This window comes from Streptomyces sp. NPDC045778 (assembly GCF_056431945.1).
On sequence record NZ_JBWKJZ010000001.1, the window covers coordinates 351,855 to 377,303 of the forward strand.

A 25,449-nucleotide genomic window follows, 5' to 3' on the forward strand; every position below is an offset into this window, starting at 1 on the left:
ATTGCAAAATTTCAGTGACTCTGTTTTTGTTGTCTCCATGGCAATCATCAGTACGGCCGGGCTCGCCCGGACCTTCGCCACCAAGAGCGGCCCCGTGGAGGCCGTGCGCGGCGTCGACCTGACCGTCGAGCCCGGCGAGATCCTCGGCTTCCTCGGGCCGAACGGCGCGGGCAAGACCACCACCCTGCGGATGCTCACCACGCTCCTGCCGCCCACCGGCGGCGCCGCCACCGTCGCGGGCCACGATCTGCTGCGGGACCCGGCGGGCGTGCGCGCGAAGATCGGGTACGTGGCCCAGTCCGGCGGCGTCGACCCGCAGGAGACCGTGCGCGACGAGCTGGTCCTCCAGGGAAGGCTCTACCACCTGGCCAAGGCCGAAGCCGCCGCCCGCGCCGAGGAGTTGGCGGCCGACCTCGGCCTCACCGAGCTGCTCGGCCGCAAGACCGCCGCGCTCTCCGGAGGCCAGCGGCGCAGGCTCGACATCGCGCTCGGGCTCGTGCACCGGCCCGCCGTCCTCTTCCTGGACGAGCCGACCACGGGGCTCGACCCGGCGAGCCGCGCCGACCTGTGGAAGCTGGTGCGCCACCTGCGCGCCGAGCACGGCACCACGGTCTTCCTCACCACGCACTACCTGGACGAGGCCGACGCCCTCGCGGACCGGATCGTCGTGGTGGACCGGGGCGTGGTCGTCGCCGAAGGCGCCCCGGCCGCGCTCAAGGAGCGGTACGCGGGCTCGCCCGACGCCACGCTCCAGGATGCGTTCCTCGCCATCACCGGGCGCGGCCCGGCCCCCGTGGACACCGCGCCGGTCGCGGTCTGACCCCGCGCCCGGCCGGGCCCGCCGCCCCCGTCACCGCCGCCGTCCCCGTCCCCGCCGCCGTCCCCACCGACCCGTCGACACCCCGGATGCCCCCATGCTTGTGCACGACACCGCGCTGCTGTTCCGGCGCTATGCCCGCCAGACCCTGAACTCCCGGTTCCAGATGCTCTTCGGGGTGCTGATGCCCCTGCTGTACCTGCTCTTCTTCGGCCCGCTGCTCACCGATCTGCCGCTGGCGGCCGACGCCGACTCCTGGCAGGTCCTGGTGCCGGGCCTGCTGCTCCAACTCAGCCTGTTCGGCGCCTCGTTCAGCGGCTTCGCGCTGATCCTGGAGAACAGCTGGGGCGTCGTCGAGCGCATGCGCGTGACGCCGGTCAGCCGGCTCGCGCTGATGCTCGGGCGGCTCCTTCGGGACGCCGCGCTCTTCGTCTTCCAGGCGGTGCTGCTCGTCCTGGCCGCGCTGGTGATGGGGTTGCGGGCGCCGCTCGCCGGGATCCTGATCGGCTTCGTGTTCGTGGCCCTGCTGACCGTCGCGCTCGCCGCTCTGTCGTACGCGCTCGCCCTCAAGGTCCGCACCCCGCAGGAGTTCGGCCCGACGGTCAACGGACTCGCCATGCCGTCCATGCTGCTCTCCGGCCTGATGCTGCCGATGACGCTCGGGCCCGGCTGGCTGGACGTGCTCTCGCACTTCACGCCGTTCCGGTACCTCGTGGACGCGGTCCGCGACGCGTACGTCGGCGAGTACGCCACCGCGCACATGCTGTACGGCGTCCTGGTCGCCGTCGCCTTCGCGGCCGCCGCCGTGGTGGTCGGCACCCGCGTCGTCCGCTCCGCGGGGTCCTAGCGCCCGCCCGGCCGGTGGCGGGCTCACCTACCCTGGCCGCATGGTCAATCTGACGCGCATCTACACCCGTACCGGCGACAAGGGCACCACCGCCCTCGGCGACATGAGCAGGACCGCCAAGACCGACCTGCGGATCTCCGCGTACGCCGACGCGAACGAGGCCAACGCGGCCATCGGCACGGCCATCGCCATCGGCGGCCTCGACGCGGAGGTCACGGCGGTCCTCACCCGGGTCCAGAACGACCTCTTCGACGTGGGCGCCGACCTGTGCACCCCCGTCGTCGAGGACCCGGAGTACCCGCCGCTGCGCGTCGAGCAGGGTTACGTCGACAAGCTGGAGGCGGACTGCGACCGCTTCAACGAGGACCTGGACAAGCTCCGCAGCTTCATCCTGCCCGGCGGTACGCCGGGGGCGGCGCTCCTGCACCAGGCGTGCACGGTGGTGCGGCGGGCCGAGCGCTCCACGTGGGCCGCTCTTGAGGCGCACGGCGAGACGATGAACCCGCTCACCGCCACCTACCTCAACCGCCTCTCCGACCTCCTGTTCATCCTCGCGAGGACGGCGAACAAGGAGGTCGGGGACGTGCTGTGGGTGCCCGGCGGCGAACGCTAGCCGCTTCGCTGGAAGTGCCGCGCCGGGCCGTCGCCCGCCTGCGGGTCCGTTGTGGCTGATCGCGCGGTTCCCTGTGCCCCTTCGGGGCGCTCCCCGGCAGTCTCCCGCGGGCCGGGGGCCGGGATCCGCTTCGGGAACAGCGTGTAGCTGCCCGCGATGATCAGGTTGATGCCGATCACCCAGAGCATCTTCTGCTGCCACATCCGCAGCGACCCGGTCTCGCCGTCGGCGCCGACGTACCAGATCGCGCCCTGGAGCAGGGCCATGGCGATCACCGCGGCGAGCACCCAGCGCGCGGCGAGCTTCCACTCGTGCAGCGCGCGCGGCCACCCGTACTTCGGCGTGACCGGCTTCGGGCCGCCCGCGAAGCGGTGGGCGACGCGGACGTCCACCCACTTGATCGTGTAGTGGCCGAGCGCGACCGAGTAGCCGATGTAGACGGCGGCCAGGCCGTGCTTCCAGTCCGGCTCGGCGCCGTTCTTCAGGTCGATCGCCGTGACCACGAACAGGACGACTTCGAGGAGCGGCTCGCAGAGCAGGACCGCGACGCTGGTGCGGGGCATCTTCGCCCAGTACCGCAGGGCGAGCCCGCCGGCGAGCAACGCCCAGAAGCCCACTTCGCAGATGATGATCAGTGTGACGATCACGGCTCGTTCCTCCCGGACGCGCTGGTCTTCCCGGTCACCACTCCAGGCTCGCGGCCGCGCGGCCGCGGATCGTCGTCGCCAGTGACGAAGTGGGGGTGCATCCTTCGGTGTACTCGGGGGACGCGGGCTTCGCCCGGCATAGGGAGGCCGCGGCGGCGTACGCCGTGTTGGATGGAGGCATGCCGCTGCCGCTCCCCCGCCCCGACGTCGTCGACGTGCGCATCGCCGTCGCCAGTCTGGTCAGCGGCGTCGCCCTGTGGGCGCTGGGGCTGCACATGCAAATGGGCCGGCCCCTCGGCCACGGGTGGACGCTGGTGCCGCTGTGCGTCATGGCGGGCCTGGGGCTGCTGCGCAGGACGGCGCCGCAGGCGGCCCTGGCCTGCGGCACCCTCGCGCTGATCGCCGACCAGTTCACGCCGGGCAATCTGGCGACGGCCGTGATGTTCACGGACCTGGTGTACGCGGCCGTCGTGTACGGCACCCCGGCGGCGGCCCGGCGCATCCCGGTCACCACGGGGCTGATCACCGTGGCGACGACGATCGGTTTCCTGGCCTGGTTCCGGGAGGCCGAGGCGCTGCTCATCGGCGCCGTCGTCGCCCTGGTGTCGTTCGCACCCGCGACGACCGGTGTCCTCGTGCGCAGCCACCGGGAGGCGGCCGAGATGGCCAGGCTGCGCGCCGAGCAGACCGCGCTGCTCGCCGAGATGGACCGCACCCAGGCGGTGACGGCCGAGCGCGCCCGGATGGCCCGCGAGCTGCACGACATGGTCGCCAACCACCTGTCGGCCATCGCCATCCACTCCACCGCCGCGCTCTCCCTCGACGACCCGCGGACCAGCAGGGACGCGCTCGGCGTCATCCGGGAGAACAGCGTCGAGGGCCTCGCGGAGATGCGCCGCCTCATCGGCATCCTGCGGGACTCCAGTGGAGACCTGGAGCCGGTGGCCGCGCCCACCTTGGACGGGCTCGGCTCCCTCGTGGAGAACGCGCGCGCCAACGGCCTGGACGTCACCCTCGACGACACCCGCGCCCCGGACGCCGAGGCCCTGCCCGCGCCCGTCGGCCTCGCCGCGTACCGCATCGTGCAGGAGTCGCTGACCAACGCGCTCAAGCACGCGGCCCCCGGCCGGGTCACCGTGTCCCTCACCCAGCCGCGGGGCGCCCTGTGCGTGCTGGTCACGAGCCCGTACGGGGACACGCCTGGCCCCCGCGCGCCCGGCTCGGGCGCCGGGCTCGTCGGCATGCGGGAACGCGTCGCGCTGCTCGGCGGCACGTTCACGGCGGGCCCCGACGCCGACCCGGAAACGCCGGCGGGCAAGGTGTGGCGGGTGGCCGTCCGGCTGCCCGTGGACCCCGCAGACCAAGAGGTGACCGAATGATCCGTGTCCTCGTCGCCGAGGACCAGTCCGCCGTGCGGGCGGGCCTCGTCCTGATCCTGCGCAGCGCGCCCGACATCGAGGTCGTCGGCGAGGCCGCGGACGGCGAGCAGGCCGTGGCGCTCGCCCGTGAGCTGCGGCCCGACCTCGTCCTGATGGATGTGCAGATGCCGCGCCTGGACGGCGTGTCGGCCACGCGCCAGGTGGTCGCCGAGCAGCTGGCGGACGTGCTCGTCCTGACGACGTTCGACCTGGACGAGTACGTCTTCGGGGCGCTGCGCGCGGGAGCGTCGGGGTTCCTGCTCAAGAACACGGAGGCGAGGGCGCTGCTCGACGCGGTCCGTACGGTGGCGCGCGGCGAGGGCCTGATCGCGCCCGCCGTCACCCGCCGCCTCATCGCCGAGTTCGCGGCGCCCCGCCCGGTGCGCTCCGCGGACGCGCCCGACCCCGCGATCCTCGACGCCCTGACGCGGCGCGAGCGCGAGGTCCTGTCCTGCCTCGGCGAGGGCATGTCCAACGCGGAGATCGCCCGGCGCCTGGACATGGCGGAGGCCACGGTGAAGACGCACGTGAGCCGTCTGCTCGGGAAGCTGGAGCTGCGCAGCCGGGTGCAGGCGGCGGTGCTCGCCCAGGAGCTGGGGGTCTGATCGCTCCTGGCCCGCCCGGGCCCGCCGGGCGGGCCTGTCTGCCCCAACTGCCCCTTTTCGGCCAGTGGTTGAACCTCTTGACCGTTGGTCCAGACCTTTCTATTCTCGCCGCACTGCGATGGGCACAGAACGTGCACAACGTGCTCATGGGCGTCGCAGGGTTCCACCAGTTCCATCACCCCCACCGAGGAACTCACCCCAGGAGCACACCTTGCGCGTCAAACTCAGGTTCAGACACCGGCTGACGGCGGGACTCACCACCCTGCTGCTGCCCCTCGCCACCCTCGTCGCGCTCTCGGGCAGCGCACAGGCCGCGCCGGACGCCCCGCCCAAGGCCGCCGCCGGGGCCACCGCCACGTACCAGAAGACCCAGGACTGGGGCGCCGGCTTCGAGGGCAAGTGGACGATCAAGAACACCGGCACCGCCTCGATCAGCAGCTGGACCGTCGAGTGGGACTTCCCCGCCGGGACCCGCGTGACCTCCGGCTGGGACGCGACCATCACCAACTCCGCCGACCACTGGACCGCCAAGAACCTCGGCTGGAACGGGACGCTCGCCCCCGGCGCCTCGGTCTCCTTCGGGTTCAACGGCAGCGGCGCCGGCAACCCCTCGGGCTGCAAGCTGAACGGCGAGAGCTGCGACGGCGGCGGCCAGCCCGGCGACGCCCCGCCCTCGGCCCCCGGCACCCCGACCGCCTCCGGCATCACCGACACCTCGGTGAAGCTGGACTGGAAGGCCGCCACCGACGACAAGGGCGTCAAGAACTACGACGTGCTGCGCGACGGCACCAAGGTCGCCACGGTCACCGGCACCACGTACTCCGACTCCGGCCTGGCCACAGGCACCGACTACTCCTACAGCGTGCAGGCCCGTGACACCGCCGACCAGACGGGCCCGGTCAGCGCCTCGGTGAAGGTCCGCACCACCGGCGGCGGCCCCGGCCCCGACCCGGGCGCCAAGGTGAAGCTCGGCTACTTCACCAACTGGGGCATCTACCAGCGCAACTACAACGTCAAGGACCTCGTGACCTCCGGCTCCGCCGAGAAGATCACGCACATCAACTACGCCTTCGGCAACGTCCAGGGCGGCAAGTGCACGATCGGCGACGCCTACGCGGACTACGACAAGGCCGTCCCGGCCAACCTGTCGGTGGACGGGGTCGGCGACACCTGGGACCAGCCGCTGCGCGGCAACTTCAACCAGCTGCGCAAGCTCAAGGCCAAGTACCCGCACATCAAGGTGCTCTACTCGTTCGGCGGCTGGACCTGGTCCGGCGGCTTCACCGACGCCATGAAGAACCCGGCGGCGTTCGCCGACTCCTGCTACAAGCTGGTCGAGGACCCGCGCTGGGCCGACGTCTTCGACGGCATCGACCTGGACTGGGAGTACCCGAACGCGTGCGGCCTGAGCTGTGACACCTCCGGCCCGGCCGTGATGAAGACGATGATGCAGGCCTTCCGCACCAAGTTCGGCGCGAACAACCTCGTCACCGCCGCCATCACCGCCGACGCCTCGCCCGGCGGCAAGATCGACGCCGCCGACTACGGGGGCGCCGCCGAGTACGCCGACTGGTACAACGTGATGACGTACGATTTCTTCGGCGCCTGGGACGCCAAGGGCCCCACGGCCCCGCACTCCCCGCTCACCGACTACCCGGGCATCCCCAAGCAGGGCTTCAACTCGGCGGCGGCGATCGCCAAGCTCAAGGCCAAGGGCGTACCGGCCAAGAAGCTCCTGCTCGGCATCGGCTTCTACGGCCGCGGCTGGACGGGCGTCACGCAGAAGGAGCCGGGCGGCACCGCCACCGGACCCGCCCAGGGCTCGTACGAGCAGGGCATCGAGGACTACAAGGTCCTGAAGAACTCCTGCCCCTCCAACGGCACCGTGGCGGGCACGGCCTATGCCCACTGCGGCACCAACTGGTGGTCGTACGACACCCCGGCGACCATCCGGGCCAAGATGGCCTGGGCCAAGGAGCAGTCCCTGGGCGGCGCCTTCTTCTGGGAGTTCAGCGGTGACACCGCCAATGGCGAGTTGGTGAACGCCATCCACGAGGGCCTGAAGTAGCCCTCCCCCGAGGGCCCGAGGCACCCCCTCGGCGACCCCGGCCGTGCTCCGCCCCCTGACGCGGCCGGGGCCATGACGAAGCCGGGGAGGCGGGAACGCCCCCCGCCTCCCCGGCTTCTTCGCGCCCGCCCGTCAGCGGCGGGCCTCCGAGCCGTACGGCGATCCGTACTCCTGCTGCTGGTAGGGGCCCGGGTACGTCCCGTGCGGCGCGGGCGCGGGTGCCCGGTGGCCGCCGCCGTGCGCGCCGCCGGACCCGCGGCCCGACCGCGAGGGCCACCACGTCGCCCGGCCGAGCATCGCCACCACCGCGGGCACCAGGACGATCGAGAGGACGAGCGACGACAGGCCGATGCCGAGCGCGGTGACGAGGCCGATCTCCTGGGTGGCCGGGGACGGGTTCACCGCGAGGCTCGCGAAGGAGCCCGCGAGGACCACTCCGGCGGTGACGATGGCGGGGGCCGTGTGCCGCACCGCGGCGGACACCGCCTGCCGGGCCGAGCCGGGCCGCCCCATCTCCTCCCGGATGCGGTCACTGATCAGGATGTTGTAGTCGGTGCCGAGGGCGACGACGAACAGGAAGAGCACGAGCGGGAGCGTGAAGGACACGCCCGGCCGGTCCAGGAGGTGCTGGAACACGAGCACGCCGGACCCGAGCGTCGCCGTGAAGCCGAGCCCGATGGCGAGCATCAGGACCAGCGGCGCGAGCAGGCTGCGCAGCAGGGCCACCAGGATCAGGGCGATCAGCGCGGCGGCCACCGGGAAGACCACCTTGAGGTCCTTCGACACCGCCTCGGAGATGTCCGAGAAGATCGCGGCCTGGCCGGACACATGGGCCTCGGTGCCGGGCGGCGCCGCCTTGGAGACGGTCGGCCGCACCTGGTCGGAGACCACGTCGCGGGCCCGCTGCGACTGCACGTCCATGTCCAGGTAGAAGTCCACCTTAGCGGCCGTGTGCTGCTTGTTGAGCACCGGCCGCGCCACGCGCCCGACGCCCTCGACGGCCTTCAGGTCCTTCGTGAGGCCTTCGAGTCCCGCCCGGTCGAGCGTGACCTTCTTCGACCCGTCGCCCGCCACGTACACGGTGTGCGGGCTGTCCACCCCGCCGGGCAGCGCCTTGGATATCTCCGCGGCCGTGACCGCCGCGGGCGTGTCGTCGGGGCCCGCGTCGGTGCCGTAGTCCATCTTCATGCCGAGCGCGCCCGCGCTCAGCGCGGCCAGGAGGCCGATGCTGGCGGCCACGAAGAGGAACGGCCGCCGGGCGACGCGCTCCCCGAGCCGTGCGCTCATCCCGGGGCGCGGCTCCTTGCGCAGCGCCCGCGACGGCCAGAACATCTTGCGCCCGGACACCGCGAGCAGCGCCGGCATCAGGGTGAGGCTGGCGACGAGCATCACCAGGACGCACACCGCGATGGCCGGGCCGAGCACCTTGAACTGCCCGAAGCTGGCGATGCCCAGGGTGGCGAACGCGGCCACGATGGTGAGCGCGGCGGACGCGATGGCCGCGCCGACCCGGCCCGCGCACTCCCCCGCGACGTCCCGGGGCCGCGCCGCCGGGTCGGCCCGCAGCAGCTCGCGGAAGCGGAACAGCAGGAACAGGAAGTAGTCGATGCCGATGCCCAGGAGCACCACGGTGATCAGGGACGGCGTCGACGGGTCGAGCTTGAAGTCGAACAGCAGGGCCGCGCCGACCACCGCGCCGGTCGCGGCACCACCGATGATCGTGACGGCGAGCAGCGGCAGAAGCGCGGCGAGCACACTGCGGAAGGCGAGGACGTTCAGGAGCACGATGAGCCCCATGGTCAGGATGCCGACCAGCTTCTCGGTGTCCTCCTGGTCCTCCGCCGTGTCGGCGAGGTCCGCGATCCCGCCGGTGTACCCGGTGCGCAGGTCCGCCCGGTCGTACGCCTTCTCCGCGCGCTCGCGGAAGTCACGGAAGACCTCCTGGAGCGCGGGGTCGTTCTGGTTGCCCTTGAGCGAGACGGAGACCAGGCGGAACGATTTGTCCGGCGCGTCGGCCAGCGGCCTGACGACCGGCGTCTGGGAGTGGTCCGTCATCATGAACGACGGCACGTCGTCGGGATTGGCCATCTTCAGGCGCTGCTTGCCGAGCCCGGCCGCGATCCTGTCGATGCGCTCGCTGTCGCCCGCGGCGAGCTTGCGCCCGTCCTCACGGGCGACGAGCACCGTGACGGCGTTGCCGTCGGGCTTGGCCCCGAACTCGTCCTCGGCGATCTTCAGGGCTGCCGCGGAGTCGTAGGACTTCGGCAGGAAGCCCGCGATGTCGGGCTCGGTGACGCTGTTCAGCTTGGCCTGGCCGACGAGGGTCAGCGCCACGCCGACCACCGTCCACAGCAGGATGAACTTCCAGGCATGGCGTGTGGTGCACGCCGTCAGGGATCTGATCATGGTTCCGGGTTCCTCCGGCAGGTGGGTGGAGCCCGGTCCCACCGGGCCCTTCCAGAAGATCACCGGCTCCCCCGCGTTCTCCTCGCCCGCTGCGACGAAACCGCCCCGGGAGCAGGGCCACGGCCCGCCGCCGGACCAGGACCCTGCTCCTAAGCCGCACTCGGTCCCGAGGACGACGCCCGCGCCGATCCCGCAGACTGGAATGGACACACACATCCCCCCGGCAAGGAGTCAGCACGGCATGCACGCGCGCAGCCACCCGCCACGACCCGGCACCCGCAGGCCGAGCCGCCGGGACGTCCAGGTGGCGCTCGCCGCCGCGGTCCTCGACCTCACCGCCTACACACTGAACGTGGGCACCAACGGCGTGAACTGGAGCGCGGGCGTCTTCGCGCTGCACTTCCTGTTCCCCGTCCTCCTGATCTGGCACCGGCGCCGCCCCCTGACCGCCCTGGCCGCCGTCCTCGTCAACCTGACCGTCATCAGCTGCTTCGCCGCCAACGCGTACGGCCTGTCCATCTCCCTCGTCGTCGCCCTGTTCTCCGTGGCCCTGGAGCGGCCGCCGCGCGTCGCGGTGGCCGCGGGCGCCGTGACCCTCATCGTGCTCCAGGTGCCCGGCATCGGCGAGGACGAGGAGCTGGTGCGGGCGCTCATCGCGGACGTGGTGGGCCTCGGCATGGCGGTCGTCGCCGGTTTCGCCGCGCGCCAGTGGCAGCGGCAGCTCGCCGCCCACCGGGAGCTGCTCGCCGCGGGCGCGGTCGCCGCCGAGCGCCGCCGCATCGCCCGCGAGCTGCACGACGTCGTCGCGCACCACATCACCGCGATGCAGCTGATGGCGGGCGGCGCCCGCAAGGTGGTCCAGCACGACGTGGACCTGGCCCAGGACGCCCTGAAGTCCCTGGAGGACTCCGGCCGCCTGGCGCTCAGCGAGATGCGGCAGCTCCTGGACGTCCTGCGCACCGACGAGGACACCGAGGGCGGCCCGGCCGCGCCCCAGCCCGGCGTCGACGACCTGCCCCGGGTGGTCGCCGATTCGTGCCAGGCGGGCGTGGAGACGGAGCTGCTCGTGGAGGGCGTACCCCAGGACCTGGCGCCCACCCTCGGCCTCACGGTGTTCCGGATCGTCCAGGAGGCCCTCACCAACGTCCGCAAGCACGCCGGCCGCGCCCACGCCACCGTGCGCCTCTGCTACGGCCCCGAGCGGCTCACCGTCGAGATCCGCGACGACGGCCGCGGCGGCGCCCCGCGCAAGGGACGCGCCGGGCACGGCCTCGTCGGCATGCGCGAACGCGTCGCCCTGCACGGCGGCGAGCTGGAGACGGGTGCCCGGCCCGAGGGCGGCTTCCGGGTCCTTGCGACACTGCCCCTGCCCACCGGCGAGCAGACCCCCACGTCCCACGAGAGAGCGACGGTCCGTTGACATCGTCCGAAGAGCCCCTGAGCGTCCTGATAGCCGACGACCAGCCGCTGGTCCGCAGGGGCATCGCGCTCATCTTCCACGCCGACCCCGGCGTGCGCGTCGTCGGCGAGGCCGGGGACGGCCGCGAGGCCGTGGACCTCGCGCTTCAGCTCCGGCCCGACGTGGTCCTGATGGACATCCGCATGCCCCGCCTCGACGGCGTCGAGGCCACCGCGGCCATCACCACCGAGCTTCCCGAGTGCCGCGTCCTCGCCCTGAGCACCTTCGACATGGACGAGTACGTGGTCGGCGCGCTGCGCGCGGGCGCGGCGGGCTTCCTGCCGAAGGACGTCTCGCCCGAGGAGCTGGTGGCCGCCGTCCACACCGTCAGCCGCGGCGAGGCGGCGGTGGCCCCGCGGCTGCTCACCCGGCTCATCTCCGCGTACGTCACCACGCCCGCGCCCCGCACGGCGGGGCAGCGCGTGCGCCCCGACCTCACGTCCCGGGAGACGGACGTCTGGACGCTGATGGCCAGGGGGTACGACAACACGGAGATAGCCGAGGCGCTGCGGATCAGCCCCTCCACGGTGAAGAACCACGTCACGGCGGTCTTCGCCAAGCTGGGCGCCCGCGACCGCGCCCAGGCGGTCATCGCGGCCTATGAGTCGGGCCTGGTCACAGCGGGCCAGTAGCCCGGGCGGGCGGGGCCGCGGGAGGGCCTAGGCCACGTTCACCCGCTGGCCGGGCGGCGCGGCCTCCAGCCAGGCCAGGAAACCGGTCAGCGCGTCCTCGCTCATCGCGAGTTCGAGGCGCACACCACGGTGGAGACAGCCGAGCACCACCGCGTCGGAGAGCAGCGCCAGCTCCTCCTCGCCGTCGGGCGCCCGCCGGTCCACGACCTCGATCGCCGACCGCTCCAGGACACGCCGCGGCCTGGGGGCGTACGAGAAGACTCGGAACCACTCGATCCGGTCCCCGTTGTAACGGGCGACCCCGTATCCCCACCCCTTACCGGAGGTGTCGGGGGCCTCATGGGGGTCGGGCGCGTGCCAGCGCAGGCTGCAGTCGAAGGTGCCGCCGGACCGCTGGATGAGTCTGCGGCGCAGGCCGAAGACGAAGAGCCCCAGCAACACCAGCGCGATCAACGCAAGTCCGCACACGAGCAGAACGAGGATCATCGGCACCGACCTCCTCGCCTCACTACAGTCTCAACACGACTTCCCGAAACGGACCGAACTACCGCACCCGAAAAAGCACCCGCATTGCCGCAGCCGCGACCCGGTCCGGAAGGTTCCGGACCTGGCCGCGGCTGAGTCACGTTACGCCGCGCGCTGGGGTCAGCGCGCCGCCACCGCACGCAGTCGGGCGTCGGCGCGCCGCTCGGCGGAGGCGTCGGCCTCCGACTTGGCACGCTCGAGCGCCCGCTCCGCACGCTGGACGTCGATCTCGTCGGACAGCTCGGCGATCTCGGCGAGCAGCGACAGCTTGTCGTCCGCGAACGAGATGAATCCGCCGTGCACAGCGGCGACGACAGTGCCCCCGTCACTCGTACGAATGGTCACCGGGCCCGACTCCAGCACACCGAGCAGCGGCTGGTGACCGGGCATGACGCCGATGTCGCCGGACGTGGTGCGCGCGACGACCAGGGTGGCCTCGCCGGACCAGACACTGCGGTCCGCGGCGACCAGCTCGACATGCAGCTCAGCAGCCAAGGGTGGCTCCTCGGGTCACCACCCGGCGGTTCGGCCGGGTGTTGGGTCAAATTCTACGTGGCGTGTGGGGAGGGGCGGGACACGGTCCCCCGCGAGGGCCGGGCCCGCCCCTCCACCGAGAGTCACGGGACTCAGGAGACGCCGAGCTCCTTGGCGTTGGCCTTGAGGTCCTCGAGGCCACCGCACATGAAGAACGCCTGCTCGGGGAAGTGGTCGTACTCGCCGTCGCAGATCGCGTTGAACGCGGCGATCGATTCGTCCAGCGGGACGTCCGAACCGTCGACGCCGGTGAACTGCTTGGCGACGTGCGTGTTCTGCGACAGGAAGCGCTCCACGCGACGGGCACGGGAGACGACCAGCTTGTCCTCCTCGCCCAGCTCGTCGATGCCGAGAATGGCGATCATGTCCTGGAGGTCCTTGTACTTCTGCAGGATGTTCTTGACCCGCATGGCGGTGTCGTAGTGGTCCTGCGCGATGTACCGCGGGTCCAGGATGCGGGACGTGGAGTCCAGCGGGTCCACGGCCGGGTAGATGCCCTTCTCCGAGATCGGACGGGAGAGCACCGTCGTCGCGTCGAGGTGGGCGAAGGTGGTGGCCGGGGCCGGGTCGGTCAGGTCGTCCGCGGGGACGTAGATCGCCTGCATCGAGGTGATCGAGTGACCACGGGTCGAGGTGATGCGCTCCTGGAGGAGACCCATCTCGTCGGCCAGGTTCGGCTGGTAACCCACGGCGGACGGCATGCGGCCGAGCAGCGTGGAGACCTCGGAACCGGCCTGGGTGAAGCGGAAGATGTTGTCGATGAAGAACAGCACGTCCTGCTTCTGCACATCGCGGAAGTACTCCGCCATGGTCAGACCGGCGAGGGCCACGCGCAGACGGGTGCCCGGGGGCTCGTCCATCTGGCCGAAGACGAGGGCGGTCTTGTCGATGACGCCCGAGTCCGACATCTCCTCGATGAGGTCGTTGCCCTCACGGGTGCGCTCGCCGACACCGGCGAACACGGAGACACCGTCGTGGTTGTTGGCGACGCGGTAGATCATCTCCTGGATGAGCACCGTCTTGCCGACGCCGGCACCGCCGAACAGACCGATCTTTCCACCCTTGACGTACGGGGTGAGAAGGTCGATGACCTTGACGCCGGTCTCGAACATCTCGGTCTTCGACTCGAGCTCGTCGAAGTTCGGCGCCTTGCGGTGGATGCCCCAGCGCTCGCCCGTGTACTGCTCGTCGACGTTCAGCACCTCACCGAGGGTGTTGAACACCTTGCCCTTGGTGAAGTCACCCACGGGCACCGTGATGGAGGTGCCCGTGTCGGTCACCGGGGCCTGGCGGACCAGACCGTCGGTGGGCTGCATCGAGATGGCGCGGACGAGGCCGTCACCGAGGTGCTGGGCGACCTCGAGCGTCAGCGTCTTCTTCTCGCCGTCCTTGGCCGGGTCGGCCACCTCGACGTGAAGGGCGTTGTAGATGTCCGGCATGGCGTCGACGGGGAACTCCACGTCGACGACCGGGCCGATGACCCGGGCGACGCGGCCCGTGGCCGTCGCGGTCTCAACAGTGGTCGTCATTACTTGTCACTCCCCGCGTTCGCGTCGGCCAGGGCGCTGGCGCCACCGACGATCTCGCTGATTTCCTGGGTGATTTCGGCCTGGCGGGCCGCGTTGGCAAGCCGGGACAGATTCTGGATCAGGTCCCCGGCGTTGTCGGTCGCCGACTTCATCGCGCGGCGCGTGGCGGCGTGCTTGGAGGCAGCCGACTGCAGCAGCGCGTTGTAGATGCGGCTCTCGACGTAGCGCGGAAGGAGGGCGTCGAGGACGTCCTCCGCCGACGGCTCGAAGTCGTAGAGCGGAAGGATCTCGCTCTTCGCGTCCGACTCCTGCGCCACCGCGTCGAGGCTGAGCGGCAGCAGGCGGCCGTGGACCGCCGTCTGCGTCGTCATCGAGACGAACTCGGTGTAGACGATGTGGAGTTCGTCCACGCCGCCCTCGGCCGTGTCCTTCTCGATGGCCTCGATCAGCGGGGCCGCGACCGTCTTGGCGTCCGCGTACTCGGGCTGGTCGGTGAAGCCGGTCCACTGCTTCGCGATCTTGTGCTCGCGGAAGTTGTAGTAGGCCACACCGCGGCGGCCGACGATGTACGTGTCGACCTCCTTGCCCTCGGCCTCAAGGCGCGCGGTCAGCTGCTGCGCGGCCTTGATGGAGTTGGAGTTGAAGGCGCCGGCCAGACCGCGGTCGCTGGTCAGGAGCAGCACGGCGGCTCGCGTCGCCGTCTCCGCCTCCGTCGTCAGCGGGTGCTTGGTGTTCGAGCCGGTACCGACGGCCGTGACCGCGCGCGTCAGCTCGGTCGCGTACGGCGTGGAGGCCGCCACCTTGCGCTGCGCCTTGACGACGCGCGAGGCGGCGATCATCTCCATCGCCTTGGTGATCTTCTTGGTCGCCGTGACGGATTTGATGCGACGCTTGTAGACCCGGAGCTGGGCTCCCATGAGTCAGGTCCCTTCCGTCGTCACTTGCCGGCAGCGGCAGGAGCGTCCTCGCCGAGAAGCTTGCCGTCCGAGGTCTCGAACTGCTTCTTGAACGCGGCTACGGCGTCACCGATGGCCGTGATCGTGTCGTCCGACATCTTGGCGCCCTCCTTGATGGAGGTGAGCAGACCCTGCTCCTTGCGGTGCAGGTACTCGAGCAGCTCCTTCTCGAAGCGGCGGATGTCGGCGACGGGCACGTCGTCCATCTTGCCGGTGGTGCCGGCCCAGATGGAGACGACCTGGTCCTCGGTGGCCATCGGCTGGTACTGGGCCTGCTTCAGCAGCTCGACCATGCGCTGGCCGCGCTCCAGCTGCGCCTTCGACGCGGCGTCCAGGTCGGAACCGAAGGCGGCGAACGCCTCCAGCTCACGGAACTGGGCGAGGTCGACGCGCAGTCGGCCGGAGACCTGACGGATCGCCTTGTGCTGCGCGGAACCACCGACTCGGGAGACGGAGATACCGACGTTCAGGGCGGGCCGCTGGCCGGCGTTGAACAGGTCCGACTCCAGGAAGCACTGGCCGTCGGTGATGGAGATGACGTTGGTCGGGATGAACGCCGACACGTCGTTCGCCTTGGTCTCGACGATCGGCAGACCGGTCATCGAGCCCTTGCCCATCTCGTCCGAGAGCTTCGCGCAGCGCTCGAGGAGGCGGGAGTGCAGGTAGAAGACGTCACCCGGGTAGGCCTCGCGCCCCGGCGGGCGGCGGAGCAGCAGGGACACGGCGCGGTAGGCGTCGGCCTGCTTCGAGAGGTCGTCGAAGATGATGAGGACGTGCTTGCCCTCGTACATCCACTGCTGACCGATGGCCGAACCGGTGTAGGGGGCCAGGTACTTGAAGCCCGCCGGGTCGGACGCCGGGGCGGCGACGATGGTCGTGTACTCCAGCGCGCCGGCCTCTTCGAGGGCACCACGCACGGAGGCGATGGTCGAGCCCTTCTGGCCGATGGCGACGTAGATGCAGCGGACCTGCTTGTTCACGTCGCCCGAGCGCCAGTTGTCGCGCTGGTTGATGATCGTGTCGACGGCCAGGGCGGTCTTGCCGGTCTGGCGGTCGCCGATGATCAGCTGACGCTGGCCACGGCCGATCGGGGTCATCGCGTCGACGGCCTTGTAGCCCGTCTCCATCGGCTCGTGCACCGACTTGCGCTCCATGACCGTGGGGGCCTGAAGCTCAAGGGCACGACGTCCGCTGGTCTCGATCTCGCCGAGGCCGTCGATCGGGTTGCCGAGCGGGTCGACGACGCGGCCGAGGTAGCCCTCGCCCACCGCGACCGACAGGACCTCGCCGGTGCGCTGCACCGACTGGCCCTCTTCGATGCCGCTGAACTCGCCGAGGACGATCGAACCGATCTCGCGCTCTTCCAGGTTCAGCGCGAGACCGAGCGTCCCGTCCTCGAACTTCAGCAGTTCGTTGGCCATGGCCGAGGGCAGGCCCTCGACCTTCGCGATGCCATCGCCGGCCAGGGTGACCGTACCGACCTCCTCGCGCGAGGCCGCGTCCGGCTTGTACGCCTGGACAAAGTTCTCCAGCGCGTCCCGGATCTCCTCCGGCCGGATCGTGAGCTCCGCCATCTGGGTTCCCTGCTCTCCTTGTTGGGCCCGAAGTTTCACTTGGGGGGGATGGGGACTCCCCCCAGGAAGAGGTGAATCCTCTGCACGGCCCAACTCGGGCCGTTCGGTCTTGCTTGTTGAGTTGCTAGCCCGCCATGCGGCGGTGCGCGTCCTCGATGCGGTCCGCGATGGAGCCGTTGATGACTTCGTCGCCCACCTGCACCCGGATCCCGCCGAGGACCTCGGGGTCCACGTCGAGGTTCAGGTGCATCTGCCGGCCGTAGATCTTGGCGAGTGCCGCGCCGAGCCGCTGCCTCTGCTGGTCCGACAGCGGAACAGCGGAGGTGACGACGGCGACCATGCGCTCCCGGCGGTCCGCGGCCAGCTTGGAGAGGGACTCCAGTCCCGACTCCAGGCTACGTCCACGGGGCGCGGTCACAAGGCGCTCGACGAGACGCTCCGTGGTCGCCGTCGCCTTGCCCCCGAGCAGGCCGCGCAGCAGCTCGCTCTTGGCCGTGGCGGTGGCGGCGCGGTCGGTGAGCGCCGCTCGCAGCTCGGTGCTGGAGGCGACGATCCGGCCGAAGCGGAACAGCTCGTCCTCGACCGTGTCCAGCGCGCCCGACTTCTGCGCGGCGGTCAGGTCGGCCACGTCGGCCAGCTCCTCGACGGCGTCCACCAGGTCGCGCGAGGAGGACCAGCGGGACCGGACCATGCCGGCCACCAGGTCCGCGGTCTCGCCGCCGACCTTGCCGCCGAGCAGGCGCCCGGCAAGCTCGGCCTTGGCCTCGCCGGCCTGCGCCGGGTCGGTCAGGACCCGACGCAGCGAGACCTCCCGGTCGAGCAGCGCGGTGACGGCGGCCAGCTCGTCCGCGAGCCGCCCCGCGTCGACCGCGGTGTTGTCCGTCAGCGCGTCGAGGCGCTCGCGCGCGGCGGCAAGCGCCTCGCGGCTCGCTCCATGCGCTGTCATCGAGTCGCCTCGGCCTTCGTCGCCTTCGCGTCGAGTTCGTCGAGGAAGCGGTCGATGGTGCGGCTCTGGCGGGCGTGGTCCTCGAGGGACTCACCGACGAGCTTGCCGGCCAGTTCGGTGGCCAGCTGGCCCACGTCCTGGCGCAGGGCCTGTGCTGCGGCCTTGCGGTCGGCCTCGATCTGGGAGTGACCGGCGGCGACGATCTCCTCGCGCTGCCGCTGGCCCTCGGCCCGCATCTCGGCGATGAGCTGGGCGCCCTGCTCCTGCGCCTCCTGGCGCAGTCGCGCGGCCTCGTGCCGTGCCTCGGCGAGCTGAGCCTTGTACTGCTCAAGAACGCTCTGGGCCTCGGTCTGGGCGGCCTCGGCCTTCTCGATACCGCCTTCGATCGCCTCCCGGCGCTCTTCCAGAACCTTGTTGATGTTCGGGAGGAGCTTCTTCCAGAAGAAGAAGAAAACGATGGCGAAGGCAATGGCGCCGACAAGCAGCTCGGGGCCGGGAGGAATAAGCGGGTTCTGCTTCTCCTCGGCCGCCAGCTGAACCAGGTTGGCGATCACATCAGTGCCTTTCGTCGAAAACGTGTCGGTGAGTAGTAATTACTGACCGAACACGAACGGCATAACGATGCCGATGAGGGCGAGCGCCTCACAGAAGGCGAAGCCGAGGATCTGGTTGGCACGGATCAGACCGGCGGCCTCGGGCTGACGGGCCAGGGCCTCGGTGCCCTTACCGAAGACGATGCCGACGCCGATGCCGGGGCCGATCGCGGAGAGGCCGTAGCCGATCGAACCGAGGGAACCGGAAACACCTGCGGCGAGCTCAACAGCGGACATGCTGTCTCTTCCTTCTCTTTCATGGGCCGGTGGGGGTTGGCCACCGGGCGATCTGGGGGTTTACGGGCGGGTGGTGTCAGTGGTGCTCGGCGACAGCGCCCTGGATGTAGGTGCAGGCGAGGAGCACGAAGACGTACGCCTGGACGGCCTGCACGAAGAGTTCGAAGCCGATCATGGCGACGGTCATCACGAAGGAGACGCCGGCCGCCGGGATCATCCAGCTGTTCAGCAGGTACCAGGAGGCGACGGTGAACATCACCAGCATCAGGTGACCGGCGAACATGTTGGCGAAGAGTCGCACGGAGTGCGTGAAGGGACGCACCAGGAGGTTCGAGAAGAACTCGATGAACGACACCAGCCACTTGATCGGGCCGAGCGAGTTGTCGTAGCCGGTGATGTTCTTCCAGCCACCCACGAAGCCGTGGCGCTTGAAGGTCAGCGGCACCCAGATCAGATAGGTGATGAGCGCGAGCACGACCGGGTACGCGAAGACCGACGAGACCGGGAACTGTGCGAGCGGGATCACGGACCAGATGTTCATGATCCAGATGAAGAAGAACATCGAGACCATCAGGGGGACGTACTTCTCGCCCTCCTTCTTGCCCAGGGTCTCGTAGACGATCCCACGGCGGACGAAGTCGTAGCCCGCCTCGCCGATCATCTGGAGCTTGCCCGGCACGACCTTGGCCTTGCCGAAGGCGGCGTAGAAGAAGGTGATGACGATGAGCGTCGTCAGGAGCGCGAGCAGCATCACCTTGTTGAACTCGAACCCGCCGACCTCGAAGATCGGCTTGAAGAGGAACGAGTGGAGGCCCGGGGCCGGGAAGCCGCAGCCGTCTTCGCCGTCGCCGGACATGATCCGGCAGCTCCAGTTGAAGGCGAGCTCAGTTTGTTCAGCACTCACCGCGGGCTCCTTCGGCGTGAAGCATGGGTACGGCAACCTCGTTGTCGAGTCGGCGCGGCACGCGGCCGCGGATCGGCACCGGACTGGTGTTTCGGAAGTGTGAGCGGCGGTCAGGCATCGAGCCTCGCGATGGTGCAGGCGTCAGCTCAGATGCCCGCGCCTGCAGTGCCGCAGTTGGCACCGGACGATAGCAGCATCTCGAACGGGCATTTATCCCGGCCCTACCTCTCACGTCCCCGACCCCGGCTTCTCCGGCTTGTCGCGCTTCTGGGAGGCGGCAACCGAGGAAGGTTCGGGTTCGGGTTCGACGTAGAGGATCTTGGCCTTCATATGCGCACGAGCCTGCGACGCCATCCAGGCGACGGTCGCGATGACGAGAGCGAGCGCGAAGGACTTCGGGTTGAACGCGGTGGTGTCCTTGAACAGACCCACGAAGATGAGAAGCAGCAGCAACTGGGCGACGTAGAGCATCATGCCCATCGCCTGGAAGAGCTGCGGAAGCGATTTTGCCGTCCGCTGGAGGACGAACAGACCGAGCCCCATGAAGGCGATGACCACCAGTGTGCCGATGACGGCGCCGAGCGCCCCCTTGCCGCCCGCGACCACACCGCTGACCACGGCGGTGATCGCACCGGCGGCGGCAGTGGGGACGGCGGACTGCAGGAGAGTCCGGGTGTCTTGAGACGGCATGGCGGCAACTCCGCTTACTGATGGGGGCAGGGTGTCGTCATGGACGAGCGTAGACCCGGGCCGAGCGGGGTCCTCGGTCCAATGGACCGTCGCACTACGGTCCTTCGGCTCTGTCGCCGGGTCTCGTGAACCGTATCACAAACTATTTGATGAGGTCTTTACCTGTCTGGTGTGCTCGCTGTCACACATGAGTAGGAACCTGCGCGTCTGTGCAGGCGAGCCGTCGCTTTGTCTGGTAAAGGACCGCTTTGCCGAAGGCCGTCAACGCGACGACCCCGCCTTGCGCCGGTCCAGGAAGCGCGGGCGGGTGCCGAGCGCGGTCGCGCCGTTGACGCCCGCGCCGACCGCCGGGCGGTCCTGCGCCGCCTCTCCCGACTCGTCCGCCCCGCCCTTCTCGTACGCCTCCTCGGGCGTCTCGCCGGAGGCGGTCCCGTCGGCGCGCTCAGCGGCCGCCGCACGGGCCCCGAAGGGCCGGCTGCGCCGATACCTCGGCGGTACGAAGTTCTCCGCCCAGCGGGGCGCGTGCGGCGTGAAACGGGGCAACAGGAGCAACACCAGGCCCACCGCACTCAGAGCGACGATGAGCAGCAGGATCCACATGTTCGTCGAGTGGACCGAGTACGCGACGGTGCCGAAGGCGATGAGCGCCGACCAGAAGTACATGATCAGCACGGCCCTGCTGTGCGAGTGGCCGACGTCCAGGAGCCGGTGGTGCAGGTGGCCGCGGTCGGCGGCGAACGGCGACTGGCCCTTCCAGGTGCGGCGCGCGATGGCGAGCACCAGGTCGCCGAACGGGATCGCGATGATCGTCAGCGGCATAAGGAGCGGGATGAAGACCGGCAGCATCGCGTGCGTGGCGTCCCGGGCGCTGCCGCCGAGGTTCAGCTTCATCGCGTCCGGGTCGACCTGACCGGTGATGGAGATGGCGCCGGCGGCGAGCACGAGGCCGATGAGCATGGAGCCCGAGTCACCCATGAAGATCCTGGCCGGGTGCATGTTGTGCGGCAGGAAGCCGAGGCACATGCCCATCAGGATGGCCGCGAAGAGGGTCGCGGGGGCGGCGGCCTCGATGCCGTAGCCGTACCAGATGCGGTACGCGTACATGAAGAACGCGGCGGCGGCGATGCACACCATGCCCGCGGCGAGGCCGTCCAGGCCGTCGACGAAGTTCACGGCGTTGATGGTGATGACGACGAGGGCGACCGTCAGGAGGGTGCCCTGCCACTGGGTCAGCGAGACCGTGCCGACGCCGGGGATGGGCAGCCACAGAATCGTCAGACCCTGCATGACCATGACGCCCGCGGCGATCATCTGGCCGCCGAGCTTGATCAGCGCGTCGATCTCGAACTTGTCGTCCAGGACGCCGATGAGCCAGATCAGGGCGGCGCCGGACAGCAGCGCCCGCGGCTCGTTGGACTTGGTGAACACCTCGTTGAGGTTGGGCAGGTGGTCGGCGACGAGGAGGCCCGCGCACAGGCCGAAGAACATCGCGATACCGCCGAGCCGGGGTGTCGGTTCCCGGTGCACGTCGCGCGCGCGGATCTCCGGCATGGCGCCGGCCACGATCGCGAACTTCCGCACCGGGCCGGTCAGCAGATAGGTCACCGCGGCCGTGATGCAGAGCGTCAGCAGATATTCACGCACGGGCTTCCCCACAGGTATCGCTGGCCATCTCAGCACCACACCCTAGCTTCGCGCGCATAAGGTTGGGCACTTCCGGGTAGCGACGATCGTTGCACAACTCCGCTACAACGCCGTGATCTCGCGGCCGTCCCGGCCCGGATAGGGGGGAAACCGGGCCGCCAGATCCCGGACCGCCGCCCTGACGTCGTCCTCCTCCCGGACGGCCGCGGCGAACAGCGCGGCGACGCGTGCCATCTCCGCCTCCCGCATCCCCTGCGTGGTGACGGCGGCCGTGCCCAGGCGCAGGCCGCGGCCGTCGCCGTGCGGCAGCGCGCAGGTGTCCAGAACAAGACCCGCCGCGGCGAGCCGCCCCCGGGCCGTCCGCGCGTCCACGCCGTGCGGGGCGGCGTCGGCGAGCACCAGGTGGGTGTCGGTGCCCCCGGTGCTGACGGCGAACCCCTCCCCCGCCAGAGCCTCGGCCAACACCCGTGCGTTGGCGACGACTTGATGGGCGTACGCGGTGAAGGCGGGGGTCGCCGCCTCGCCGAAGGCCACCGCCTTGGCGGCGATGGTGTGCATCTGCGCGCCGCCCTGGGTGAACGGGAACACCGCCCGGTCGATCCGCTCGGCGAGGTCCGCCCCGCACAGGATCAAGCCACCGCGCGGACCGCGCAGGACCTTGTGGGTGGTGGCGCACACGACGTCCGCGTACGGCACGGGGCTGGGCGCCGCGCCGCCCGCGACCAGGCCGATGGGGTGCGCGGCGTCGGCGATCAGATGGGCGCCCACCTCGTCGGCGACCTCGCGGAAGGCGGCGTAGTCGATGTGGCGCGGATAGGCGATGGAGCCGCACACGACGGCCTTCGGCCGGTGCTCGCGGGCCAGGGCGCGCAGCTGCTCGTAGTCGATGAGGCCGGTCTCCGGGTCCAGGCCGTAGCCGACGAAGTCGAACCACCTGCCCGAGAAGTTCGACGGCGAGCCGTGCGTGAGATGTCCTCCGTACGGGAGACCCATCGCGAGGACCGTGTCCCCCGGGCGCAGGAGCGCGGCGTACGCGGCGAGGACGGCGGACGAGCCCGAGTGCGCCTGCACGTTGGCGTGCTCGGCGCCGAAGAGGGCCTTGGCGCGGTCCACGGCGAGGCGCTCGGCGACGTCCACGAACTCGCAGCCGCCGTGGTGGCGGGCGCCGGGGTAGCCCTCGGCGTACTTGTTCGCGAGGGGGGAGCCCAGGGCCGTCAGGACGGCCTCGGAGGTGAAGTTCTCGGCGGCGACGAGCTGGAGCGAGGCCGACTGCCGGGTCGTCTCGCCGAGCAGGACCTCCGCCAGCTCGGGGTCCTGGCGGCGCAGCGCGGCGTACGCCGCCGGGGCGGCGGGGCGCCTCGCGCTGGCCGTCGTCATTTCTCCAATGTAGGCGCGCCCGGCCCGATGTGCGCGGCGATGCCCTCGCGGGGCGCCCGCGAAGGCTAGGCCTGAGGGGCCGGGACGCCGGTCAGGGCCGTGACGACCGGGTCCAGGGCCTGCTGGATCTCGCCGCCGACGGAGCGGAAGAAGGGCAGGGGCGCGCCGTAGGGGTCGTAGACCTCGTCGGCCTCCACGCTGGGCGCGAGCAGCCAGCCGCGCAGCGCGGCCGCGGCCCGCACCAGGGCGCGGGCCCGCTCGACCACGCCGTCGGCCCCTTCGGGGTCGGGCAGGGTCGCGGGGTCTATGGCCCGCACGAGCCGGGTGAACTCCTTCAGGGTGAAGGTCCGCAGGCCGGCCGAGTGCCCCATCGAGATGACCTGGGCGCGGTGGTCCCTGGTCGCGGTGAGCACCAGGTCGGCCCGGATGACGTGGTCGTCGAGGAGTTCGCGGCCCACGAAGCCGGTGGCGTCCGCCCCGAAGTCGGCGAGGACCGTCTCGGCGTGGGTCTCCATGGGCGCGCCCTCGTGCCCCCACGTGCCCGCGCTCTCCACGATGAGGCCGCCGGTGCCCGGGTCGCCGAGCCGGTCGGCGAGGGCGTGCCGGGTCAGCCGCTCGGTGATCGGCGAGCGGCAGACGTTGCCGGTGCTGACGTGGAGGATGCGGAAGGCGCCGGGGGCCTTGAGGGAGCGCGGGCCCCCGTCGTCCCCGGCGGGGTCCGGGAAGCCCACCGGGCCCGCGAACCCCGCGGGGACCGGGCGGCCCGCTATGCCACGCCCCGTCTCAGGGGCTGTCAATTGGCCACCTCGAGGTCGGGTACGACCTTGCGCAGCTCGTCCGCGTCGAGCGCTCCGGCCCGCAGCAGGACGGGCACCTTGCCGGTGACGTCCACGATGGAGGAGGGGACGATGCCGGGCGTGGGGCCGCCGTCCAGGTAGACCGAGATGGAGTCGCCGAGCATCTCCTGGGCGGCGTCGCAGTCCTCGGGTGCCGGGTGCCCGGTGAGGTTCGCCGAGGACACCGCCATGGGGCCGACCTCTGTCAGCAGCTCGATCGCGACGGGGTGCAGCGGCATGCGGATGGCGACGGTGCCCCGGGTGTCCCCCAGGTCCCACTGGAGCGACGGCTGCTGCTTGGCGACGAGGGTCAGGGCCCCCGGCCAGAAGGCGTCGACCAGCTCCCAGGCGGACTCGGAGAAGTCCGTGACGAGGCCGTGGAGGGTGTTCGGGGAGCCGATGAGGACCGGCGTCGGCATGTTCCGCCCGCGCCCCTTGGCGTCGAGGAGGTCGGCCACGGCCTCCGGGCTGAAGGCGTCCGCGCCCACGCCGTACACCGTGTCCGTGGGCAGCACCACCAGCTCGCCGCGGCGGACGGCGGACGCGGCCTCGCGCAGACCGGTCGTACGGTCGGTCGCGTCGTTGGTGTCGTATCGCCGTGCCATCTAGCGGGCCTCCTCGTACACGTACTGGTCCATGTACTCGTCGTACTCGTCGTACTCGTCGTGCTTGTCGTGCTTGTCGTGCTTGTCGTGCTTGTCGTGCTTCTGCTGCGCCGCCATGGTCACGGCAGCGCCTTGCGGGCGGTCGCGAAGCGCGGCCGGTTGTTCAGGTCGGGGTGGTCGGCCGCGTCGGCCCAGCCACGCTCCTCGGTGAAGATCCACGGCACCTGCCCGCCCTGGGTGTCGGCGTGCTCCACGACGACGACTCCGCCCGGCCGCAGCAGCCGGTGCGCGGTGCGCTCGATGCCGCGGATCAGGTCGAGGCCGTCCTCGCCGGAGAACAGGGCGAGTTCGGGATCGTAGTCCCGGGCCTCCGGCGCAACGTACTCCCACTCCGTGAGCGGGATGTACGGCGGGTTGGAGACGACCAGGTCGACCTGGCCGTCCAGCTCCGGAAGGGCCGTGCGCGCGTCACCCGCGTGCAGGGTGACGCGGGAGCCCTCGACGTTCTTGCGGGTCCAGGTCAGGGCGTCATCGGACAGCTCGACGGCGTGCACGCGCGAGCGCGGCACCTCCTGGGCCAGGGCCAGGGCGATGGCGCCGCTGCCGGTGCACAGGTCGACGATGAGCGGCTCCACCACGTCCATGGCGCGCACCGCGTCTATGGCCCAGCCGACCACGGACTCGGTCTCGGGGCGCGGCACGAACACACCGGGGCCCACCTGGAGCTCCAGATACCGGAAGAACGCGCGCCCCGTGATGTGCTGGAGCGGCTCGCGGGCCTCGCGGCGGGCGATCGCCTCCCAGTAGCGGGCGTCGAAGTCCGCGTCCTTGACGGAGTGCAGCTCGCCCCGTTTCACGCCGTGCACGAAGGCAGCCAGCTCCTCCGCGTCGTTGCGCGGCGAGGGCACGCCGGCGTCGGCCAGCCGCTGAGTGGCCTGGGCCACCTCTGCGAGCAGCAGGTTCACGCTGGTCCTCCGGGGCTTGAAC

Annotated in this window: 25 protein-coding genes; 8 read left to right on the forward strand and 17 right to left on the reverse strand. The window is 70.8% G+C overall.

What is annotated here, in order from left to right:
- The first annotated feature begins 37 nt into the window (after positions 1-37).
- From AC07GB_RS01530 to AC07GB_RS01540, 3 genes are all read left to right on the forward strand, one after another.
- Positions 38-820, forward strand: a complete 783-nt coding sequence (locus tag AC07GB_RS01530) for an ABC transporter ATP-binding protein (RefSeq protein WP_478841194.1) — start codon at positions 38-40, stop codon at positions 818-820.
- A gap of 94 nt (positions 821-914) precedes the next feature.
- A complete protein-coding gene (locus AC07GB_RS01535; protein ID WP_478841195.1) occupies positions 915-1,664 on the forward strand; it encodes an ABC transporter permease in 750 nt (249 codons plus the stop codon).
- 40 nt (positions 1,665-1,704) lie between these two features.
- Entirely contained in the window at positions 1,705-2,277 is a 573-nt protein-coding gene (locus AC07GB_RS01540; RefSeq protein WP_478841196.1) for a cob(I)yrinic acid a,c-diamide adenosyltransferase, read from the forward strand.
- On the opposite strand, the gene AC07GB_RS01545 is transcribed toward AC07GB_RS01540, so the two are convergent.
- On the reverse strand, positions 2,274-2,924 hold the full coding sequence (locus AC07GB_RS01545) for a hypothetical protein (protein WP_478841197.1): 651 nt from the start codon (positions 2,922-2,924) through the stop codon (positions 2,274-2,276). The two genes, AC07GB_RS01540 and AC07GB_RS01545, sit on opposite strands and share 4 nt — an antisense overlap.
- A gap of 179 nt (positions 2,925-3,103) precedes the next feature.
- Here AC07GB_RS01545 and AC07GB_RS01550 point away from each other — a divergent pair, with 179 nt between their 5' ends.
- The 3 genes from AC07GB_RS01550 to AC07GB_RS01560 all read left to right on the forward strand — a co-directional run bounded on the left by AC07GB_RS01550 (position 3,104) and on the right by AC07GB_RS01560 (position 7,015).
- Positions 3,104-4,303: a sensor histidine kinase gene (locus AC07GB_RS01550; protein ID WP_478841198.1), complete on the forward strand. Its 1,200-nt coding sequence runs from the start codon at positions 3,104-3,106 to the stop codon at positions 4,301-4,303.
- On the forward strand, positions 4,300-4,947 hold the full coding sequence (locus tag AC07GB_RS01555; protein WP_478841199.1) for a response regulator: 648 nt from the start codon (positions 4,300-4,302) through the stop codon (positions 4,945-4,947). Before AC07GB_RS01550 ends, AC07GB_RS01555 begins: the two co-directional genes overlap by 4 nt.
- Before the next feature lie 211 nt (positions 4,948-5,158).
- The gene (locus AC07GB_RS01560) at positions 5,159-7,015 is read left to right on the forward strand and encodes a glycosyl hydrolase family 18 protein (RefSeq protein WP_478841200.1); all 1,857 of its coding nucleotides are present in this window, start codon (positions 5,159-5,161) and stop codon (positions 7,013-7,015) included.
- Between the two features lie 132 nt (positions 7,016-7,147).
- Here the strand turns inward: AC07GB_RS01560 and AC07GB_RS01565 are convergent, their stop codons facing one another.
- Positions 7,148-9,421, reverse strand: a complete 2,274-nt coding sequence (locus tag AC07GB_RS01565) for an MMPL family transporter (protein ID WP_478841201.1) — start codon at positions 9,419-9,421, stop codon at positions 7,148-7,150.
- A 241-nt stretch (positions 9,422-9,662) separates the two neighbouring features.
- On the opposite strand from AC07GB_RS01565, the gene AC07GB_RS01570 reads away from it, so the two are divergent.
- Together AC07GB_RS01570 and AC07GB_RS01575 are read left to right on the forward strand one after the other, a co-directional pair.
- Positions 9,663-10,841, forward strand: coding sequence for a sensor histidine kinase (locus tag AC07GB_RS01570; RefSeq protein ID WP_478841202.1), 1,179 nt, complete (start codon positions 9,663-9,665; stop codon positions 10,839-10,841).
- Positions 10,838-11,512 carry a response regulator gene (locus tag AC07GB_RS01575; RefSeq protein ID WP_478841203.1) on the forward strand — a complete coding sequence of 225 codons (675 nt, stop codon included), beginning with the start codon at positions 10,838-10,840 and terminating at the stop codon, positions 11,510-11,512. The genes AC07GB_RS01570 and AC07GB_RS01575 overlap by 4 nt, the downstream gene beginning before the upstream one ends.
- A gap of 27 nt (positions 11,513-11,539) precedes the next feature.
- On the opposite strand, the gene AC07GB_RS01580 is transcribed toward AC07GB_RS01575, so the two are convergent.
- The 15 genes from AC07GB_RS01580 to prmC all read right to left on the reverse strand — a co-directional run bounded on the left by AC07GB_RS01580 (position 11,540) and on the right by prmC (position 25,427).
- Positions 11,540-11,998: a DUF2550 domain-containing protein gene (locus AC07GB_RS01580; RefSeq protein ID WP_478841204.1), complete on the reverse strand. Its 459-nt coding sequence runs from the start codon at positions 11,996-11,998 to the stop codon at positions 11,540-11,542.
- 159 nt (positions 11,999-12,157) lie between these two features.
- Positions 12,158-12,532 (reverse strand): F0F1 ATP synthase subunit epsilon, encoded by a 375-nt coding sequence (locus tag AC07GB_RS01585; protein WP_478841205.1) that lies wholly within the window; start codon positions 12,530-12,532, stop codon positions 12,158-12,160.
- 131 nt (positions 12,533-12,663) lie between these two features.
- Positions 12,664-14,100: a F0F1 ATP synthase subunit beta gene (atpD, locus tag AC07GB_RS01590; protein WP_478841206.1), complete on the reverse strand. Its 1,437-nt coding sequence runs from the start codon at positions 14,098-14,100 to the stop codon at positions 12,664-12,666.
- Positions 14,100-15,017, reverse strand: coding sequence for a F0F1 ATP synthase subunit gamma (locus AC07GB_RS01595; protein WP_478841207.1), 918 nt, complete (start codon positions 15,015-15,017; stop codon positions 14,100-14,102). The genes atpD and AC07GB_RS01595 overlap by 1 nt, the downstream gene beginning before the upstream one ends.
- Before the next feature lie 20 nt (positions 15,018-15,037).
- Positions 15,038-16,630, reverse strand: coding sequence for a F0F1 ATP synthase subunit alpha (gene atpA, locus AC07GB_RS01600; RefSeq protein WP_478841208.1), 1,593 nt, complete (start codon positions 16,628-16,630; stop codon positions 15,038-15,040).
- A 124-nt stretch (positions 16,631-16,754) separates the two neighbouring features.
- Positions 16,755-17,576: a F0F1 ATP synthase subunit delta gene (locus tag AC07GB_RS01605; protein ID WP_478841209.1), complete on the reverse strand. Its 822-nt coding sequence runs from the start codon at positions 17,574-17,576 to the stop codon at positions 16,755-16,757.
- Positions 17,573-18,130 (reverse strand): F0F1 ATP synthase subunit B, encoded by a 558-nt coding sequence (locus AC07GB_RS01610; RefSeq protein WP_478841210.1) that lies wholly within the window; start codon positions 18,128-18,130, stop codon positions 17,573-17,575. Before AC07GB_RS01610 ends, AC07GB_RS01605 begins: the two co-directional genes overlap by 4 nt.
- Positions 18,131-18,169: 39 nt before the next feature.
- Positions 18,170-18,406 (reverse strand): ATP synthase F0 subunit C, encoded by a 237-nt coding sequence (gene atpE / locus AC07GB_RS01615; RefSeq protein ID WP_030685170.1) that lies wholly within the window; start codon positions 18,404-18,406, stop codon positions 18,170-18,172.
- Positions 18,407-18,482: 76 nt separating this feature from the next.
- Entirely contained in the window at positions 18,483-19,262 is a 780-nt protein-coding gene (atpB, locus tag AC07GB_RS01620) for a F0F1 ATP synthase subunit A (RefSeq protein ID WP_478841407.1), read from the reverse strand.
- 276 nt (positions 19,263-19,538) lie between these two features.
- Positions 19,539-20,000: a hypothetical protein gene (locus AC07GB_RS01625; RefSeq protein ID WP_478841211.1), complete on the reverse strand. Its 462-nt coding sequence runs from the start codon at positions 19,998-20,000 to the stop codon at positions 19,539-19,541.
- Positions 20,001-20,261: 261 nt separating this feature from the next.
- Positions 20,262-21,656 carry an MraY family glycosyltransferase gene (locus tag AC07GB_RS01630; protein ID WP_478841212.1) on the reverse strand — a complete coding sequence of 465 codons (1,395 nt, stop codon included), beginning with the start codon at positions 21,654-21,656 and terminating at the stop codon, positions 20,262-20,264.
- A 90-nt stretch (positions 21,657-21,746) separates the two neighbouring features.
- Positions 21,747-23,021 carry a serine hydroxymethyltransferase gene (locus AC07GB_RS01635; protein WP_478841213.1) on the reverse strand — a complete coding sequence of 425 codons (1,275 nt, stop codon included), beginning with the start codon at positions 23,019-23,021 and terminating at the stop codon, positions 21,747-21,749.
- A 65-nt stretch (positions 23,022-23,086) separates the two neighbouring features.
- Positions 23,087-23,752, reverse strand: a complete 666-nt coding sequence (locus tag AC07GB_RS01640) for an arsenate reductase/protein-tyrosine-phosphatase family protein (protein ID WP_478841408.1) — start codon at positions 23,750-23,752, stop codon at positions 23,087-23,089.
- 62 nt (positions 23,753-23,814) lie between these two features.
- The gene (locus AC07GB_RS01645) at positions 23,815-24,462 is read right to left on the reverse strand and encodes an L-threonylcarbamoyladenylate synthase (RefSeq protein WP_138961826.1); all 648 of its coding nucleotides are present in this window, start codon (positions 24,460-24,462) and stop codon (positions 23,815-23,817) included.
- Between the two features lie 119 nt (positions 24,463-24,581).
- Positions 24,582-25,427 carry a peptide chain release factor N(5)-glutamine methyltransferase gene (prmC, locus tag AC07GB_RS01650; RefSeq protein WP_478841214.1) on the reverse strand — a complete coding sequence of 282 codons (846 nt, stop codon included), beginning with the start codon at positions 25,425-25,427 and terminating at the stop codon, positions 24,582-24,584.
- Positions 25,428-25,449 lie beyond the last annotated feature (22 nt).